Here is a 14341-nt window from a genome sequence, read left to right as displayed (position 1 = left end):
GCAACACAGGCGCGCCTGGTCTTCGCAGCGCACCTCACCAGGAATAGCCGGCCTGCACGCGGGCGGCAATGCGGTTGCTGCTGCCGCTGCTGGTGGCGGTGGAGACCCCCAGCCCCAGGTTCAGGTTGTCGCTGACCTGATAGCCGAAAGCAAAGCCGATGGCTGATGCGCCGGCGTAGCCGCCCACGGCCGCCCCCATCCATTTCTTGCCCGCCGGCAGGGTCGGCATCGACGGCATGGCCAATGCCGATGCCACGCCCTTTGCGGCAAAGGCGTTCGCCTGGCTGGTCGCGTTGCTCACCGCCTGCTGCAGTTGGTTCACGTTGACCGCATCGGTGCCCAGCAACCCAGGCGCGACGTTCGCAATGCCGCGCAGCTGTCCGGTGGCCGCGTTACCCACCGACACGGTGTTGTCGCGATCCGCCACCGAGCCCTGGCCCAGCGCGACCGCATTGCTGCCCGCGGCCAGCGTGTTGGCACCCAGCGCCACCCCGTTGTTGCCGGTGGCCACCGCGTTGTTGCCCACGGCGGTGGTGGGATCGGCCAGGGCCCTGGCGCCGGCGCCGATGGCCACCGAGCCGGCATGGCGGGCCTCGGCGCCGCTGCCCACCGCGGTGGTGCTGTCGCCATTGGCCGTGGCATTGGCGCCCAGCGCCGTGGCACCCGCACCGGTGGCCTTGCTGCCCGTGCCGCAGGTCACGCTGCCCCCGCTGAAGCTGCACAGGCCGTTGGCAAGGGCCTGGTTCATCACGCTCTGCAAGGCCGTCACCTGCTGCACCGTGAAGCTGTTGGAGGCCGCGACGGCACCCTGCTCCGCCTGCTGGACCTGACCGACGTTAGCGGCATCCGTCGCGGCCGTGCCGGCCCGGACGTTGCCAAGCGTGGTTCCCGCGCCGCCGTTGGCATTCAGGCTGACAGTCGTGCCACCCGGACCGTACTGGACCGAATTGTTCGCCACGCCCAAGGCGGTGTTGGCCGTGCCCTGGGCAGCCGCTGCCGCGGTTTGGGCGCCGTTGGCCGTGGTTTGCGCAGTGGCTGCATTGGCAAGGGCAGTGTTCGCCGTACTCTGGACGCCATTGGCCGTGGCCTGTGCCGTGGCCGCATTGGCAAGCGCGGTGCTCGCCGTGCCCTGGGCCGCCGCCGCCGCAGTCTGGGCAAGAACCGCCGTGCCCGTTGCGGCACTGGCGGTGGCCTGCGCGGTGTCCGCTGCGTTGGAAGCCGCATTGGCGGCTTGCTGCACGGTGTACAGCTGGCTGCCGTTGACGACATCGGTGCTCGTGGCGGTCACTGATCCGGCGCTGACGTTGACCAGGCCGCGCGTCTGGCCGGTCGATCCGAAAGAGACCGTGTTGGGCGCCGTGGCAGAGGAGTTCGCGCCGATGGCCACGCTTCCGGTCGCGCCGCCTGCGACCTGGCTGCCAGAGCCGATGGCCACGCTGCCCGTTGCAAGCGCCGCCGCGCCCGAGACGCCATCGTTGGCGCCACCGATCGCCGTGCTGCCGCTGCCGGACGCCACGGCGCCCTGCTGGGTGCCCGAGGCGCTTCCGATGGCGACCGCCGCGTTGCCCGTGGCCTGCGCGCCGCTGCCACCTGCATGGCCGGGGTAGCCGCAGCAGCCTTCCGGGCCCGCGCCTCCCGCCCCCAGCGCGATAGCCCCGCTTGCCGAAGCCCGGGCGCCGCTGCCGCCAGCTCCGCCGGTGCCTCCTGCAAAGCCCTGCCCAGCGGTTCCACCGCCTCCAATGGCCGTCGAGCCATTGGCGGTTGCGCTGGCTCCCGCGCCGCCGGTTCCGCCGATGCCGCCGGCAGTTCCGTTGCTGCCATCTCCACCCGCACCGATTGCGGTGGCGCCGTCTGCGGTGGCCACGGCCGCGCTGCCGCCGCTGCTCGATGACCAGCCTGGCCGAATAGGGCCTGGGTTGCCCGCATCGCCGGCTGCATAACCGGCAGCGTGTGCGCTTCCCGCAAGAAGCAGGGTCATCGGCAGCAGCCGTCCGAGCCTGCGTGCGAACTGCTGCTGTTTTGCCGTCGTCTGGTTGGCCATAGACTTTTCCCCGTGAACAGTTAGAACAAAACGTGGAAAGTGTGTCTTTTTGTTTTCGGCAAGACCATCCCGGAGAACTGGTAGATGAAGAAGCCTCGACCGCAGCCTTGCCTTCGAACCGCGCACCGGCGGCGTCGGCCTCAGCACTCGCTGTCGCAAAGCCCTGACCACCGCATGGACAAACGAGGCGCCACAAATGTGAACTAAGGCAACATTCATGGAAAATAAGTCGAAACGTCCCAGTTTTTCGGCCACAGCCCCGGAATGCCGCCCAAATGTTCTCCTCGGAAGCCGTCGAAACCGTCTCGCTGAGCTCGGTGCTCGTGGTCGAAGACGACACGGCGATGCAAGAACGTCTGCGCTACATCCTGCCTACGCTCGGATGCGACGAGCCGCAGATCATCTGGGCCGACGATGCCGAGATGGCCATGCATCTGCTGGAAAAGCCGAGCTTCGGCGTGGTGCTGGTGGACATCGGCCTGCCCGGCGACGAAACGGTCGAGCTCGTCGAGTGGCTGCAGGCTCACCATCCGCAGGTGCCGGCCGTGGCCATTTCCGCCTCCCGCAGCGAAGAAGCCATTTTTTCCGCGCTTCGCGCCGGCGCGGTGGCCTATCTCCTGAAGGAGCGCGACGACCTCGAACTGAGCATCGGCCTGCGCAGCATCGAGCAGGGCGGCGCCACCATCGATCCGGCCATTGCGCGGCGCGTGCTTGCCTGGCATGCGGGGCACGCGGCCGATCCGGGGTCGATGCCTGAGGCGGCGCTGACGCCGCAGGAGCGCAAGACGCTTGAACTCGTGGTGCAGGGGCTCGGCCACCGCGACGTCGCCGAAGCGCTGGCGATGCCCCGGCTGGCGGTGGAATGCCGCATCAAGGGCATCTACAGAAAGCTGGCACTCGGCTCGCGCGCCGAGACGGCGCACATGGCCGGCGGGCACGCCTAGGCGCGCTGACCAACCCTAGAGTTCGAGCACCAGCCGGCCTTCGCAGGCGCGCGAGCAGCAGGCCATCATCTTGTTGTGGGCCTCGCGTTCCGGGCGGGTCAGCACCACGTCGCGGTGATCGACCTTGCCGGACAGCACCCGCACCTCGCACGAGCCGCACAGGCCCTCTTCGCAATCGCTCTGCACATCGACGTTGGCGGCGCGCAACGCCGACAGCAGGGTCTGGTCGGGCGGCACGGTGACCACCAGGCCGGAATCCTTCAGCTCGACTTCGAACGCATGCTCCTTCGACGGATCGAGCGTGGCGAGCGTCGACTCGAAATGCTCCACGCGCAAGGCACCCTCGGGCCAGGCGGCGCAGCAGTCTTCGAGCGCCTCGAGCATGCGCAGCGGGCCGCAGGCATAGACCTGCGCACCGGCCACCGGCTCGACGAGCAGCGCGCGCAGATCGCAGCGCCGTCCTTCGTCGCTCGCATGGACATGCAGCCGCTCGCCGTGCAGCGCCGCGAGCTCGTCCAGAAAGGCCATGCGCCTGCGGCTGCGGCCGCTGTAGTGCAGTTCGTAGTCCATGCCCAGCGCCTTCGCGCGGCGCGCCATGGCGCTCACGGGCGTGATGCCGATGCCGCCCGCAATGAAGATCGCCTTCCGGAGCGACTCGTCAAGCCGGAAGTGGTTGCGCGGCCCGCGGATGCGCAGCCGGTCGCCGGCCTGCACCTGCGTGTGCACCCAGGCCGAGCCGCCGCGCCCCCCGGGCTCGTGCAGCACCGCGATCTCCAGCACGCCGGCTTCGTCGGGATCGCCGCACAGCGAATACTGGCGCGACAGCTCGGGCGAGCCGCATTCCACGTCGATGTGCGAACCCGCGGTCCAGCGCGGCAGTGGCTTGCCATCGGGGGACACGAGCCGCAGCTTCACGATACCCTCGGCCACCGGCGTCACGCGCTCCACCACCACCGGCCGCGCGATCGCGTGCCGCGAGGGCTCGCCGATGCGCACCGGCACCTGCACCTCGCGCAGCGCGGGGTTCGTGCGCTCCGGATTGGCCGCAGGGTCCCATTCGACCCACAGGTGCTCGGGCCCGCGGAACGAGGTGTTCGGCACGTAGCTGAAGCGCTGCTCGGCAAGGCGCATGTGCGGCAGCCGCCGCGTGAACTCCTCGAGGAAGATCTGCATCTCCATGCGCGCGAGGTTCTTGCCCATGCACTGGTGCGAGCCATAGCCGAAGGTCAGGTGGTCGCTGGCGTTGTCGCGGCGAATGTCGAACAGGTCGGCATCCGCGAAATGCGCCTCGTCATGGTTGGCCGACGAGGTGACGATCAGGAGCCGCGAGCCGGCCGGCAAATCGACGCCGCCCACCTGCGTGTCCCTGGTGACGAGGCGCCGCCAGGCGGCCACCGAGCCGTTGTGGCGCAGGCACTCTTCCACCGCGTTGGGAATGAGACCCGGGTCTTCGCAGAGTTCCCGCCACACCTGCGGATGTTGCAGCAGCAGCTTGACCGCGTTGGCGGTGGCGTTGGCGGTGGTCTCGTGCGCGGCCACGATGCCGGCCATCATCATCGAGTGCAGGTACGAATCGGTCACCACCTCGGGGTGCAGCTTCTGCTTGCGGATGCCGTACTGCATCCAGCCGGGCGCGTCGGGGTCCTGGCGCATCTTCTCGAGCACCTTGCCGGCGTACTGCCAGAAGTTGCCCACCGCATGCGCCACGGCCACCTGCTCTTCGGGCTTCGGCCGGCCCCAGGTGTTGACGGTGTGCGCAATCGAATACTTGCGCAGCGTGTCCATGTCTTCCTCGGGCACGCCAAGGAAGTGCAGCGCCACGGTCAGCGGAATTTCCCACAGCATCTGGTCGACGAGATCGGCGCGGCCGTCGTCGATGAAGCGGTCGACATAGCTGCGCGCCAGCTCGCGCACCATCGGCTCGTGGTGCCTGAGCGCCTCGGGCGTGAACGGGTCCATCAGCACGCGGCGGCGCGGCATGTGGGCGGGCTCGTCCTCGTTCACCAGCGTGCGGTTCAAAGCAAAGCCGTAGGAGGCGAGCACGGCATTGGCCTCGTCGCTCGTGGGCGTGATCTTCTCCAGCGCGTTCGAGGGGCTGAAAGTGATGTTGTCGCGGAACACCGCCTTGATGTCGTCGTAGCGCGTGATCACCCAGTAGCCGAGCCTGGGGCTGAAGAAGATCGGCTCCTTCTCGCGCGCCCAGCGCACGTATTCGGGCGGGTCCTGCTGGTAGCCGTCCTCGAAGGGGTCGAACTCGGCCGCGCGCGCGCTGACGGGACAGCCGGTGGGCGTGCGCTCGGAAGACAGCGGCCCGTGCGCGACGGGACAGCCGGAGGTGCGTGGAGGCAAGGCGGTGTCGGCGGACATGGCGGCGGGCTCAGTCGAGGGTGATCTTCAGGTCCCGGATGAGCTTGTGCCAGCGCACGGTCTCGCTCTTGAGCAGCGCGGCGTACTGCGCGGGCGTGCTGCCCACGGGCTCCACGCCGAAGTCGGTCATGCGCGTGCGCACCGAGGGTTCGTTGATCGCGGCCACCAGCTGGCGGTTGAGCGTGTTCACCACCTCCGGCGGCGTGGCCGAGGGCACCACCACGCCGACCAGCGCGGCGGCCTCGACGTTCCTGTAGCCGAGCTCGGCGAAAGTGGGCACGTCGGGCAGCTGCGGCAGCCGCGTCGGGTTGGCCACCGCCAGAGCGCGGACCTTGCCGCCCTTGATGAAGCCCGCGCCGGCCGCCAGGTCGACCATCATGGCCGGCAGCTGCCCGCCCACCACATCGGCCAGCGCAGGCGCCGCGCCGCGGTACGGCACGTGGACCATGAAGAGGCCGGCCTCCACCTTGAGCAGTTCCATCGCCAGGTGATGCGGGCTGCCCGCGCCGGCCGAGGCGTAGCTCAGGTCGCCAGGCTTGGCCTTGGCCCTGGCGATGAAATCCTTGGCCGTGGCAATGCCGGAATTGGCGCCGACCACCAGGATCATCGGAAACTTGCCCATCAGCGTGACGGGTGCCAGGTCCTTGGTCGGGCTGTAAGACAGCGCCTTGTAGAGCGCGGGGTTGAACACCAGCGTGCCGTTGTCGGCCGACAGCACCGTGTAGCCGTCGGCCGGCGCGCGCGCCGTCTCGGCCGCGGCCAGCGCGGTATTGCCGCCGGGCTTGTTGTCCACCAGCACCGGCTGCCCCACCTGGGCGGAGAGCGTCTGCGCGACCGTGCGCGCCAGGAAGTCGGAGCCGCCGCCCGCCGCGTACGGAACGAGCCAGCGGATCGGCTTGGCGGGAAAGGTCTGGGCGCTGGCGCTTGCCGCGGCAGCAAGGGAAAGAACGGCAAGGCACCGAGCAAGGCGGTTTTTCATGGATGTCTCCGACATGATTTCGTATTGCGTAAGTATCATACGCATTGCGTAATCATGGTTCAAGGGACAACCCTGAACCCGGGCGGCCGCTCGGCGCCCGGTTCCAGCACCTAACATGAAGCCCACATGACCCAAGCCCCGGAACTCCCCGCGCTCTCCCCCGCGACCCGCGAACGCCGCCAGCGCGTGCAATCGGCCGAAACCGGCATGGCGGTGCTCAAGGGGCTGGCCCACCTGGGCGGCCGCAGCAGCCTCACCGCCCTGTCGGCCCACGTCGGCGAAAGCCCGGCCAAGGTGCACCGCTACCTTGCCAGCCTGATGGAGGAAGGGCTGGTGCTGCAGGACGCCGTCTCGCAGCACTACTACCTGGGCACGGAAGCCATCCAGATCGGCCTGGCCGCCATGCGCCAGGCCGACCCGATCCGCGCGGCCGAGCCCAGCCTGGTCCGGCTGCGCGAATCGCTCGAAGTGACCTGCTTCGTCGCGGTCATGGGCAACAAGGGGCCGACCATCGTACGCTTCGAGGAACCGGGCCTGCCGGTCACGGTGAACGTGCGCGCGGGCTCGGTGATGTCGATGCTCTGGTCGGCCACCGGCCGCGCGTTCCTGGGCCTGCTCGACGAGTCGCGGGTGCTGGCGCTGGCCGAGCAGGAACTGGCGGAGTCACCGGAAGACATGCGGGCCACGCTGGACGCGAAGGACCCCATCGGCCAGCTGCGGCGCGACGTGCAGAAGGCGCGCTGCGCGAGCGTGAGAGACACCTACCTGCGCGGCATCAGCGCCGTGGCGGCGCCGGTCTACGACTATGCGGGCCGCGTGTGCGCCGTGCTGACGGCCTTGGGGGCGACAGGCGGCTTCGACCCCGCCATCGACGGCCCGATCGCTGCCGCGGTGCGCCAGGAGGCCCGCGCCGCAAGCGCCATCCTGGGGCACGGGAACGGCGCCTGAGCGCCGGGACAGCCGCTGCGCCTGTTCCTATTCCGCCCAGACCACCGTGCCGGTCCAGGCCGTGGCCAGCACCACGATGCCGAAGGCGATGCGGTACCAGGCAAAGGGAATGAAGTCGTGCGTGCTGATGTACTTCAGCAGCCAGCGCACGCAGAGCCAGGCGCTGATGAAGGAAAACACCAGCCCCACGGCGAACAGCGGAATGTCGGCCACCGACAGCAGCGCGCGTTCCTTGTAGAGGCTGTAGGCACCGGCGCCGATCAGCGTCGGGATGGCCAGGAAGAACGAAAAGTCGGTGGCCGCCTGGCGCGACAGGCCGAGCAGCATGCCGCCGATGATGGTCGAGCCGCTGCGGCTGGTGCCCGGAATCATCGCGAAGCACTGCACCAGGCCGACCTTGAGCGCGTCCCACATCGTCATGTCGTCGACATGCTCGATGCGCACCGAGCCTGGCGGCCGCTTCTCGGCCCACAGGATGATGAAGCCGCCGATGATGAAGGTGCTGGCCACGACCACCGGGGTGAAGAGGTGCGCCTTGATCATCTTGCCGAACACCAGCCCAAGCACCACGGCGGGGAGAAATCCGATGACCACGTTGAGCGCGAGGCGCCTTGCCTTGGGCTGCCTCGGCAGCGCCACCACGGTGGAATGGATCTTCTGCCAGTACACCAGGATCACCGCGAAGATCGCACCGGTCTGGATGGCAATGTCGAACACCTTCGCCTTGTCGTCGTCGAAGCCGAGCAGCGAGCCTGCAAGAATCAGATGTCCCGTCGACGAGATGGGCAGAAACTCGGTCAGCCCCTCGACGATGCCCATGATGGCGGCCTTCACCAGCAAAACGATGTCCACGCTTACTCCTTTAAAGAGCAGCAATTATGGCGAGGCATCGAGTCAGGCCAGGTTCAGCTGGCCCCTGGCATCCGCGGGCTTTATCGCGCAGCTTGATTCGTGCGCAGCCGCAGGGCCCGCACCGCACTGTCGACGGTGGTGAGTATCGGCAGGCCGCTGGCCTCTTCGCAGGCGGCGCGCGCGCGCGCCATGCTGAACTGCGCGAGCGCAATGCGCGTGCAGCCGCGCTCGCGCAGCGCCACCGCCTGGGCGGCGATCAGCGCGTCGTGCCGCTGCGTGTCGCCGGCGTTGAGCGCGTCGAGCGCGCCTTCGGCCAGCACGGGCTCGAGTGCGGTGCCGGCCGGAAACTCCGGTGGCATCGATACCAGCGTGGCCGCGAAGGTGGCGATGAGCCCGAGGCGGCCCTGCCCTTGCGCGGCCTCCGCCACCATCGCCTCGTTGGGCTTGAGCACCGGCATGCCCGCATGCCGCCGCGCCACCGCCTCGATGCAGGGCCCGAAGGCCGAGCAGGTGAAGAGGATGCCTTCGGCACCCGTGTCGACCGCGTACTGCGCGAGTTGCTGAAAGCGCGCATGCATCGCCGCGTCGAGCCCGCGGCCGTTGCGCGCGAGGTCGGCCGAGAGGCTGTCGTCCAGCAGGTTCATGCGCACGGCCTCGGGCCAGTCGCGCTCGAAGGCGGCGTTGATGGGCGCAACCGAGTGCGAGAGGGCGTGGATCAGGGCGATGCGGGTCATGCGGCAGGATTGGTCAGATGCCCTTGGACGAGGGGTTGGCAAAGGCCTCCTTCGTCTCGGCATTGAGCGGGTAGTTGATGTTGATGCCCTTGGGCGGAATCGGCGACATGAACCACTTGTTGTAGAGCTTTTCCATCTCGCCCGACTTCATCATGCCCGACACCACGCGGTCCACCAGTGCCTTGAAGGCCGGATCGTCCTTGCGGAACATGAGCGACTGGTTCTCGGTGCGCAGGCTCTCGCCGGTGATGATGAAGTCCTTCGGATTACGCGCATTCGCGATCTGGCCGGCCAGCAGGATGTCGTCGAGCACGAAGGCCTGCGCACGGCCGCTTTCCACCAGCAGGAAGGAATCGCTGTGGTCCTTGCCGCCCAGGTTGTTCACCTCGAGGTTGCGGCCCTTGTCGGCCTCGCGCAGCAGGCGGAACGAGGTGGTGCCCGTGGTGGTGGCCACCGTCTTGCCCTGCAGGTCGGCAATGCTCCTGATGCCCGAATCGGCCTTCACCAGCATGCGCACGTTGTAGCGGAAGATGTCGGGCGAGAACGCCACCTGCTTCTGGCGCTCGACCAGGTTGGTGGTGGAGCCGCACTCGATGTCCACCGTGCCGTTCTGCACCAGCGGAATGCGGTTGGCCGAGGTCACGGCCTGGTACTTGATCTCGATGGCCGGCAGCTTGAACTCGGTCTTCACCGCCTCGACGATGCGGTTGCAGATCTCGATGCTGTAGCCCACCGGCTTCAGGTTGCCGTCGAGGTAGGAGAAGCCGAACGACGACTCGCGGTAGCCGAAGGTGATGGCGCCGCTCGCCTTGATCTTGGCGAGCGTGTCGTTCTCCTGGGCCTGCGCGGCTGCGTGCGGCAACAGGGCGGCAAAGGCCACCGCGAGAGCGGCAGCACCGAAAGGGATCGGCAGACGAAGCTTGGGCATGGAAGCGCTCCTCGGAACGGCGTTGAAGAAAACAGACGAAAGAAAATCGGCAACGAAAGGATCAGCGCGCGGCGGCGCGCGTCACCGCATCGATGGAAGCCGCGAGGCGGGCCGCGATGTCCTGCAGCTGCTGCCGCGTGGCAATGAAGGGCGGCGCGAGCAGCACGTGGTCGCCCTGCCGGCCATCGACCGTGCCGCCGAAGGGGTAGCACAGCAGGCCGCACGCCATGGCTTCCTTCTTGACCAGCGCATGGACCTTCAGCGCCGGATCGAACGGTGCCTTGCTCGCGCGGTCGGCCACCAGCTCGATGCCCCAGAAGAAGCCGCGGCCGCGGATGTCGCCCACATGCGCGTGGCCGCCGAGCGCCTCGGCCAGCATCGCGCCGAAGGCTGCGCCGTCTTCGCGCACCTTGGCGACCAGGCCGTCGCGCCGGATCACCTGCTGCACCGCGAGCGCCGCCGCGCAGGCCATCGGATGGCCGAGGTAGGTGTGGCCATGCTGGAAGAAGCCGCTGCCCTTCGACATGGCCTCGACGATCCTGCGCTGCGCGAGCACCGCGCCCACCGGCTGGTAGCCGCCGCCCAGGCCCTTGGCGATGGTGATGAGGTCGGGCACCACGCCCTCCTGCTCGCAGGCGTGCAGCGAACCCGTGCGGCCCATGCCGCACATCACCTCGTCGAGGATCAGCAGCACGCCGTATTTGTCGCACACCGCGCGCACCGCCTTGAAGTAGCCCGGCACGGGCGTGAGCACGCCGGCCGTGGCACCGCCCACCGTTTCGGCCACGAAGGCGATCACGCGGTCGGCGCCCTGCGCGAGGATGGCTGCTTCGAGCTCGGCCGCGAGCCGCAGGCCGTACTGCTCGGCGCTCTCATCGGCACGCTGCTCGCGGTACGGATAGCACGGCGCCACATGGGTGGCCGGCACCAGGATGGGCGCGAACGGCTCGCGCCGCCACGCGTTGCCGCCCACGGCCAGCGCGCCCAGTGTGTTGCCGTGGTAGCTCTGGCGGCGCGCGATGAAGTGCGTGCGCTGCGGCTGGCCGGTCTCGACGAAATACTGCCGCGCCATCTTGAGCGCCGCCTCCACCGCCTCGGAGCCGCCGCTCACCAGGTACACGTGGCTCATGCCCTCGGGGGCGGAAGCGACCAGCTCGTCGGCCAGCTGCTCGGCCACTTCGCTGGTGAAGAAACTGGTGTGCGCATACGCCAGCCGGTCGAGCTGCGCATGCATGGCGGCCAGCACCTCGGGGTGCGCGTGGCCGAGCGAAGACACGGCCGCGCCGCCCGAGGCGTCGAGGTATTCGCGCCCTTCGGCATCGCGGATGAACATGCCGCTGGAGCCGGCGGCAACCGGCGGGGTGTGGCGAAGGTGGCGGTGGAAGACGTGCGTCATGACGGGTGGCCGGCGGAATCGTGTTTGGAACTAACGTTTCCACGATATTGTTATCTGGAACATTTGTTCCGTCAACTGTTCCGTCGTCCCACGTCCGGTACATTCGTTCCAACGACCGCCAGAAGAGAGACACCGCCATGGGCGCCAGAGAGCAGATCCGCCAGCGTTTCAACGAACTGAGCCCCGCGCTGCAACAGGTGGCGCGCTATGTGCTCGACCATCCCAACGAGGTGGTGACCGCCTCGATGCGCAGCGTGGGCACGCGCGCGCAGAGCACGCCCGCCACGCTGGTGCGCTTTGCGCAGCACCTGGGCTATGCGGGCTGGCCGCAGCTCAAGGAAGCCTTTGCCGGCGACATGGGCCTGGGCAGCGAAACCTACGGCGGGCGCGCCAAGCAGCTCATCGGCCGCGCGCAGGACCGCAGCCTCACGGCCGAGATGTTCGAGGTGCAGCGCCGCAACCTGGAAGCCACGCACCAGCAGAGCGAGCAGGCGCTGCAAAAGGCCTGCGCGCTGATCGAGAAGGCTCCCGCGGTGCATGCGGCGGGTTTCAGGGCCTGCTTTCCGATCGCGTTCTCGTTCGTCTACGTCTACCGGCTCTTCCGCGCCAGCGTGCACCTGGTCGATGGCCAGGGCGGTTCGCTCGAAATGCAGCAGCGCGCCTTCGCCAAGGGCGACGCACTGGTGGTGGCCAGCTTCATGCCCTACTCGCGCGAGGCGCTGCAGGTGGCCGAGGCGGCCCGGGCCGCCGGCTGCCGCATCGTGGCCATCACAGACAGCGTGGCTTCGCCGCTGTCGCTGCTGGCGGACGAAACGCTGCTCTTCACGATCAACAGCCCCTCGTTCTTTCCCTCGGTGGCGGCTGGCGTGGCCGTGACCGAAGCACTGGTCGAGTTGCTCGCGAGCCGCGCGGGCAAGCCGGTGATCCGGCGCATCGACCAGGCCGAGGCGCAATTGTTCGAGTCGGGCGCCTATCTGGTGGCGCCGGTGGCGCGCGGGGGCTAGGCACAGATCGGATCCGATTGCATGCTGCAGTGCCGCATCGCGGAACCCCGCCGGATCGGCGCGGTCCAACCGCTGTCGCGGTTGTGTGTCGCGACAGGAGGTAATGACCATGAAGCAAGTGAAGCATTGGCAAGATCCGGTCAACGTCGCCCTGGGCGCGTGGCTGATCATCTCGCCTTGGGTCCTGGGCTTCCAGGGCGTCACAGCCGCGATGTGGAGCGCAGTGGCGACGGGTGTCCTGCTGGGCGCCGTGGCGCTGGGCGCAACGCTGGTACCGCGTGCATGGGAAGAGTGGACCGAAGGCGCGCTCGCCATCTGGCTGGCCGTGTCACCCTGGGTGCTCGGCTTTGCCACCGTGGAGAAGGCGATGGTCAACGCGGTGCTCGTGGCTGCGGCCATCCTGGTGCTCGCGCTGTGGGTGCTTGTCACCGACAAGGACTACCTCGGCGGGAGCATGGATCGCCACGCGCATTGAGCGCGCAGGCGATCGCGTCGTGAGAAGCGGCCCCGCGCGCCTGGCGCAGCGGGGCTGAGGGGGACGGGGCAGCCGCCCCTCCCCGGGCAGCTACTTCACTCCGCTCTGCGGAGAAGGGGCAGCCTGCGCCGTCGGCGGCGCGGACGACAAGGTTTCGCCCGTCGAGCCGGCTTGCCAGCCGCCGCCCAGGGCCTGGATCAGCGCCACCGCGGCGGTCTGGCGATTCACCTGCAACTGCACCAGCGTGCGCCGCGCGCCGAGGGCGGCGGCCTGCGCCGTGACGACCTCGGTGTAGCTCACCTGGGCCGCGCGATAGCGGTTGAGCAGTTGCTGTTCGGTCTTGTCGGCTGCGGCCGAGGCTTCGCGCCGCAGGCCTTCCTGCTGCGCCAGTGCGGCGCCTGCGGTGAGCTGGTCTTCCACCGCCTGGAAGGCGGTGAGCACGGTCTGGCGGTAGCGCGCCACGCTGGCTTCGTGGGCCGCCTTGGCCGAATCGACGCTGGCGCCGATCGCACCCGCATCGAACACCACCTGCGCCACCGACAGGCCCAGCGCCCACAGCGTATTGGATGCGTTGAACAGGTCTTTCACCCGGCTCGCGCTGCTGCCCACCGAGGCGCTGAGGCCGAAGTTGGGGAAGTACGCCGAACGCGCAATGCCGATCTGCGCGTTGGCCGCGGCCACCGCGCGCTCGGCCGCCGCAATGTCCGGCCGGCGCTGCAGCAGCGTGGAAGGCACGCCCGTAGGAATGCCGGGCACCGTGGGCGTCCACTGCGCCGGGGGCAGGCTGAAATCGGCCGGCGCCACGCCCACCAGCATGGCAATGGCATGCTCCAGCGTGGCCCGGGTGCGCTGCAGGCCCACGCGTTCGGCCTGTGCGCTCACGAGTTGGGTCTGCGCCTGCAACACGTCGGTCTGCGCGGCAATGCCGGCCTTGTAGCGGTTGCTCGTGATCTCGAAGGCGCGCTGGTAGCCCTCGATGGTCTGGTCGAGCAGCACGATCTCGGCATCGGCCTCGCGCAGCGAAAAGTAGTTGGTGGCCAGGTCGCCGACGGCCGACAGCCGCGCCGACGCCAGGTCGGCCTCGCTGGCCTGTGCATTGGCCTGCGCGCTGCTCACGGCCTGCCGCAGACGCCCCCACACATCGGGCGCCCAGTCGACGCCCAGCGTCGCCGAAAAGGCATTGGACGCATTGCTGGTGCCGCCGACGTTGCCGCTGCGCCGGCCGCTGCCGTCGAGCGACACCGTGGGAAACAGCGCGGCCCGCTCGCCCCGCACCAGCGCCTGGGCCTGTGCGTAGTTGGCCACGGCCGCGGCGATGTTCTGGTTCGACACCTGCACGCGGGCGGCCAGCTCGTCGAGCGTGGCGTCGCCGAAAAGCTTCCACCATTCGCCGCGGTCGAGCGCATCGGCCGGCGCGGCGGGCAGCCAGCCCTCGGCGGTCTTCTGCTCCTTCCAGCCGGCGGGTGCGGCCGAGGTTGGTACTTCGTAGGCGGGCCCTACGGCGCAGCCGGCCAGCACAGCGGCCAATGCCAGGGCGGACAGCCTGCCGGGCAGATGCGAAAGGATGCGTTGTCGGTGTGTCATGGCAGCTTCATTCATTCTTCCGGGTCTTTCACCACGCGACCGCTTTGCCCGCGGCGGCTGAAACCACGCAGCCCCAGGCCAGGAACACC

The 14341-nt window shown here is 68.8% G+C and carries 12 protein-coding genes; 4 read left to right on the top strand and 8 right to left on the bottom strand.

The window, feature by feature from the left end:
* Positions 1-34: 34 nt before the first annotated feature.
* Positions 35-1978: a YadA family autotransporter adhesin gene (locus FB547_RS24230; RefSeq protein WP_410000816.1), complete on the bottom strand. Its 1944-nt coding sequence runs from the start codon at positions 1976-1978 to the stop codon at positions 35-37.
* Between the two features lie 338 nt (positions 1979-2316).
* On the opposite strand from FB547_RS24230, the gene FB547_RS24225 reads away from it, so the two are divergent.
* On the top strand, positions 2317-2985 hold the full coding sequence (locus tag FB547_RS24225; protein WP_145746202.1) for a response regulator transcription factor: 669 nt from the start codon (positions 2317-2319) through the stop codon (positions 2983-2985).
* Between the two features lie 15 nt (positions 2986-3000).
* Here FB547_RS24225 and FB547_RS24220 read toward each other — a convergent pair whose 3' ends face one another.
* Together FB547_RS24220 and FB547_RS24215 are read right to left on the bottom strand one after the other, a co-directional pair.
* Positions 3001-5352 carry a cytochrome P450/oxidoreductase gene (locus FB547_RS24220; protein WP_145746201.1) on the bottom strand — a complete coding sequence of 784 codons (2352 nt, stop codon included), beginning with the start codon at positions 5350-5352 and terminating at the stop codon, positions 3001-3003.
* Positions 5353-5362: 10 nt separating this feature from the next.
* Positions 5363-6331, bottom strand: a complete 969-nt coding sequence (locus tag FB547_RS24215) for a Bug family tripartite tricarboxylate transporter substrate binding protein (protein WP_145746200.1) — start codon at positions 6329-6331, stop codon at positions 5363-5365.
* Between the two features lie 126 nt (positions 6332-6457).
* Between FB547_RS24215 and FB547_RS24210 the strand changes: the two genes are divergently transcribed.
* Positions 6458-7279, top strand: a complete 822-nt coding sequence (locus tag FB547_RS24210; protein WP_145746199.1) for an IclR family transcriptional regulator — start codon at positions 6458-6460, stop codon at positions 7277-7279.
* A gap of 27 nt (positions 7280-7306) precedes the next feature.
* On the opposite strand, the gene FB547_RS24205 is transcribed toward FB547_RS24210, so the two are convergent.
* The 4 genes from FB547_RS24205 to FB547_RS24190 all read right to left on the bottom strand — a co-directional run bounded on the left by FB547_RS24205 (position 7307) and on the right by FB547_RS24190 (position 11189).
* Entirely contained in the window at positions 7307-8131 is an 825-nt protein-coding gene (locus FB547_RS24205) for an undecaprenyl-diphosphate phosphatase (RefSeq protein ID WP_145746198.1), read from the bottom strand.
* 80 nt (positions 8132-8211) lie between these two features.
* Positions 8212-8865 carry an aspartate/glutamate racemase family protein gene (locus FB547_RS24200; RefSeq protein WP_145746197.1) on the bottom strand — a complete coding sequence of 218 codons (654 nt, stop codon included), beginning with the start codon at positions 8863-8865 and terminating at the stop codon, positions 8212-8214.
* Positions 8866-8878: 13 nt separating this feature from the next.
* A complete protein-coding gene (locus FB547_RS24195; protein ID WP_145746196.1) occupies positions 8879-9793 on the bottom strand; it encodes an amino acid ABC transporter substrate-binding protein in 915 nt (304 codons plus the stop codon).
* A gap of 61 nt (positions 9794-9854) precedes the next feature.
* Positions 9855-11189 carry an aspartate aminotransferase family protein gene (locus tag FB547_RS24190; RefSeq protein ID WP_145746195.1) on the bottom strand — a complete coding sequence of 445 codons (1335 nt, stop codon included), beginning with the start codon at positions 11187-11189 and terminating at the stop codon, positions 9855-9857.
* A gap of 137 nt (positions 11190-11326) precedes the next feature.
* Here FB547_RS24190 and FB547_RS24185 point away from each other — a divergent pair, with 137 nt between their 5' ends.
* Both FB547_RS24185 and FB547_RS24180 read left to right on the top strand, forming a co-directional pair.
* The gene (locus FB547_RS24185) at positions 11327-12193 is read left to right on the top strand and encodes a MurR/RpiR family transcriptional regulator (RefSeq protein ID WP_145746194.1); all 867 of its coding nucleotides are present in this window, start codon (positions 11327-11329) and stop codon (positions 12191-12193) included.
* 109 nt (positions 12194-12302) lie between these two features.
* Entirely contained in the window at positions 12303-12668 is a 366-nt protein-coding gene (locus tag FB547_RS24180; protein WP_021008268.1) for an SPW repeat protein, read from the top strand.
* 90 nt (positions 12669-12758) lie between these two features.
* On the opposite strand, the gene FB547_RS24175 is transcribed toward FB547_RS24180, so the two are convergent.
* Positions 12759-14267: an efflux transporter outer membrane subunit gene (locus tag FB547_RS24175; protein ID WP_145746193.1), complete on the bottom strand. Its 1509-nt coding sequence runs from the start codon at positions 14265-14267 to the stop codon at positions 12759-12761.
* Positions 14268-14341 lie beyond the last annotated feature (74 nt).

The sequence above is a fragment of the Variovorax beijingensis genome (assembly GCF_007828835.1).
GTDB lineage: Bacteria > Pseudomonadota > Gammaproteobacteria > Burkholderiales > Burkholderiaceae_C > Variovorax > Variovorax beijingensis_A.
Note: the sequence above shows the minus strand (reverse complement) of the source record. Positions and strands in the feature narration are given on the sequence as shown.